This is a genomic window from Bacillus sp. AFS001701, from assembly GCF_002559405.1.
Classification (GTDB): domain Bacteria; phylum Bacillota; class Bacilli; order Bacillales; family Bacillaceae_G; genus Gottfriedia.
Window position 1 is genome coordinate 1 of sequence record NZ_NTZO01000387.1, and the last position, 3659, is coordinate 3659.

The 3659-nt window shown below is 30.4% G+C and carries 4 protein-coding genes; 3 read left to right on the forward strand and 1 reads right to left on the reverse strand.

Translation table 11 applies throughout. The annotated features are described in order from the left end of the window. Window positions 1-113 precede the first annotated feature (113 nt). Window positions 114-371, forward strand: coding sequence for a hypothetical protein (locus tag CN514_RS19815; RefSeq protein WP_098234065.1), 258 nt, complete (start codon window positions 114-116; stop codon window positions 369-371). A 286-nt stretch (window positions 372-657) separates the two neighbouring features. Here the strand turns inward: CN514_RS19815 and CN514_RS19825 are convergent, their stop codons facing one another. After that, the gene (locus tag CN514_RS19825) at window positions 658-1500 is read right to left on the reverse strand and encodes a hypothetical protein (RefSeq protein WP_098234067.1); all 843 of its coding nucleotides are present in this window, start codon (window positions 1498-1500) and stop codon (window positions 658-660) included. Window positions 1501-1910: 410 nt separating this feature from the next. Here CN514_RS19825 and CN514_RS19830 point away from each other — a divergent pair, with 410 nt between their 5' ends. Further along, entirely contained in the window at window positions 1911-2942 is a 1032-nt protein-coding gene (locus tag CN514_RS19830; protein ID WP_098234068.1) for an alpha/beta fold hydrolase, read from the forward strand. Between the two features lie 29 nt (window positions 2943-2971). Then, window positions 2972-3550 carry a TetR/AcrR family transcriptional regulator gene (locus CN514_RS19835; RefSeq protein WP_176525990.1) on the forward strand — a complete coding sequence of 193 codons (579 nt, stop codon included), beginning with the start codon at window positions 2972-2974 and terminating at the stop codon, window positions 3548-3550. The last annotated feature ends 109 nt before the right edge of the window (window positions 3551-3659 follow it).

Sequence of the window (3659 nt, forward strand, 5' to 3'; positions counted from 1 at the left end):
GTGTTCATGAGGAAGTAAGAAAAGAAAAAAAAAGATTTGGTACCTCATGGTCACATTACAATAAGTGTATTTAATAAACGACAACTCACAAAAAACTCGTAGGGAGAGAAATGGTGATTTTTGATATTGTATTTTTTGTATTTTTTATGGTTGCATCATTTTATTTTTATAGAAAATACATATTAATTGGACGGGGAAAAAACTATTTTATTGGTGCAAATTCTTTTATAGCAGGTTTTGGAATAATAACAGACAATATTCCTAATGAAAAGAAATGGATTTTTCATATCATAACGGTAATAATAGGTCTATCAATTTTAGCTTTAGTTGAATTTTTAAGGAAAAAACAAAATTTAAAGATCATTAGCTAAGTTTTTATTGAGGAATAAGAGGGAAATCAACAATGAATAAATTAAAGACTATAGTAGCATACGAATGGAAAAGTATAGGAGTTATTTTATTATTTACTTTTGTGATCGTTTCAATGTGGTCAGAACATAATTACGATTTTTATTTTTGGTTGCTAATAATTTCGTTAATTATTTCTATATTTAAGGCAGTTTTCAATATTTTGGTAATTTATAAAAGTACAGATCTTTAAGGAATTCATATGCAGAATTAGAAGGGCTACTTGGTAGCCCTTTTATTTGTCTTGACCTAGTTAATGCTTGAAAACAAAGGATCGATATTCACTTTCCATGGAGAAATAGGTGACGTTCTCACAAAGGTAAAAGAAAGTTTGGTCCTTATACGGCCCTTATCTTTTATAAAGAGATTAACTTCAACTGGGATTTCAGTTTCTAAAGAGGATGACTCTGTCTCCTTTGTTTGGGGCAAAGTCCACTGTATTGCTTCTATTTTTTTTATTTTCATAAGATCTTTTTTAATATTTTTTTGATTACTTATGGCAATTTTTTTAACCAAGCCTTTATCCCGGTTTTTAATGGTAACGAAAAATACATTTAGCAGTTGGGAAGGTGGTAGGTTGTTCATATATTCATCAATCCTCCCAGCAGCTTTAAGGATCATCACATAATGAGATAAGTCTGCTTTACCGGTCCGATGTGTCGTGCTTCCCATAAAATGAATGCAAAAATGACCACAGAAACCGTTTGGAAGTGAACCTGCACCATGTGGCATTCCGTGCATGGACGCAGGGATTAGGTTTTCATCAGCTAAAATTAATACAGCTCTTCTTCGCCAACTCCAGTTCCCATCATAAATTTCCTTCATTATCCTTGTATCTTCTCTTGTTAATGGCTGAACATCTGCATGTCTACTACCAGCTCTTCGTTGTACATTAAAGCTTTTACCACTTTCCACATCGATTACAGTGAATAACGAGTATTTAGGGATTATTTTGTTAACAGCTTCCCAATCCTGAATTTCTATTTGAAAGCTAATTGGGGTGAGTAATGGTTTGTCTGTCTTAGCGTAAGTAAAATCTGCAAAGCAAATTAATGAAAGGGACAGGATTACAATAAAAAATACTTTTTTCACAGCTAAAAATCAACTCCGATGTTTAGTAATTGATAACATCTATTTTGTGTTATTTTTTAGAAAAAAAGCTAATAAAAATTTGGAAATAAAAGACGATTAGTTTTTTTAGGGCTTTACTCATACTTCACTAGATACTTCTTAATAAATTCTTATTGAATTAACGAATACTTAGTTGCAGAACTTGACCGACTTTTATTCCATTTTTTTTGGAACGAAATATCAAATTTACAAACATAATTGAACTAATAAATAAATATCTTAAGGTAGATATGGAATTAAATGTAAAATTCATCTTTTCCGAGATTTTTATATCACTTAAGTAGAATTGACAGAGCAAGATGCATAATATATTATGAGTGAGTAACTCACTCACTAGCCTAATAAAAGATATTAGAAAGGAAAAACTCTAAATGACAAAATCCAATATTTTACCCGATATCTTTTTTCGCAAATTTAATCAAAGGAAAAATGAAAAGAAGTTAGAAATTAATACTGAAAATATGATCAATGAAGAAAAGTATGTAACGATTGGGGGGATTGATCAATGGATTACGATCCGAGGAGAAGATAGAAGAAACCCTGTTCTTTTATTGATTCATGGTGGTCCTGCCTCTACTTATACTATTTTTAGTTCTTTAATACGTCCTTGGGAAAGGCATTTTACAATTGTTCAATGGGATCAGCGAGGTGCAGGAAAAACTTTTAAAAGAAATGGGGAAGAAGCCTGTGGTAAAATTACATTACAGCAGCTGGCAGAAGATGGAATTGAATTAAGTAAACTTATTTGTAATGAACTTGAGATAGAAAAAATTATTTTGGTTGGAAGTTCCGTCGGTAGTCTTATAGCTACTTTAATGATTAAGGAAAGACCAAATCTCTATTTTGCGTATGTAGGGACTGATCAAAACTGTTATGATTATGAAAATATTGCATATCAATTGGCCATTGATGCCTTGTCTGATGCAAGGAATACAAGGGGACTGAAGAAATTTAAAGAACTAGGACCAGATCAAACAAAATGGACACATAAAGGTTATGATAAAAGAAATCAAATATTAGTAAAATCTATAAAAAATGTTCCTAATATGGTAATGGACCTTATTTTGCCTTCAATGCTTTCATCACCACAACATAATATAAACGATCTATTCGATATTTTTAAAGGGATGAAATTTTCGGGGGAACAATTGTTTAACGAACTAATGAATTTTAATTATGGACGGTTAGGAACAGTATTTTCAATTCCTTTCTTTATTTTTCAAGGAGACAATGATATTATTACCCCTACCAAAAATGCAGAACGATTTTTGCAAGAAATCGAAGCACCTTTAAAAGAGTTTATTTATATAAAAAACGCTGGACATTTAGCTTGCTTTGCTAGACCTGAGCAGTTTTTACAAGAATTAATAAAAAGAGTAAGACCATTAACAATTAATAATTAAGTAAGAATGTATAAATTGGAGTGAGTAAGTTGTTACCAAAAGAGAATAATCAACAAACTGATCGAAAGGTGCTTATAAAACAATCTGCATTGAAAATTTTTGCATTGAACGGTTATAAAAATACGAAAACAAGTGTAATTGCAACTGAAGCAAATGTTAGTGAAGGTTTAATTTTTCGCCATTTTCAATCAAAGGCAGAGTTGTTTTTTCAAATTATTGAAGGATTAATGATTGAGTCTCAAAGTGAGCTAAGTACATTGCATTTTTTCCAAGGAACTCCATACCAACTATTAGAATTATTAACTGAAAAGATGTTAGACGAAAATCATAAATATGCATTTATGATTATCCAACAAGCGAGGAAAAACACCGAAGTACCGGAAAAAGTGACTGAATTATTATCAAAATATTCACCTGATTATTTAATTGATTTACTAATTCCAATATTTGTAAAAGGACAAGAAAGTGGTGAATTCTTAAATGAAGATCCACGAAAAATATTAGTATGGTACTTCAATGTGATAAATAGTTTAACGATTCAAGATCTAGTTGATAATAAATTTGGTTTACCTACTACTGATTTTTTGATGAAAATGTTAAAGGCTTAATTGGTAAAATAAAAATTCTCAGTAATAAGAATACTTAAAGAGGTTGTCTAATTAGGCAGCTTTTTTTATTTAGTTCAAAAATCAACTTTTTATTTAAACAGTTTATGAA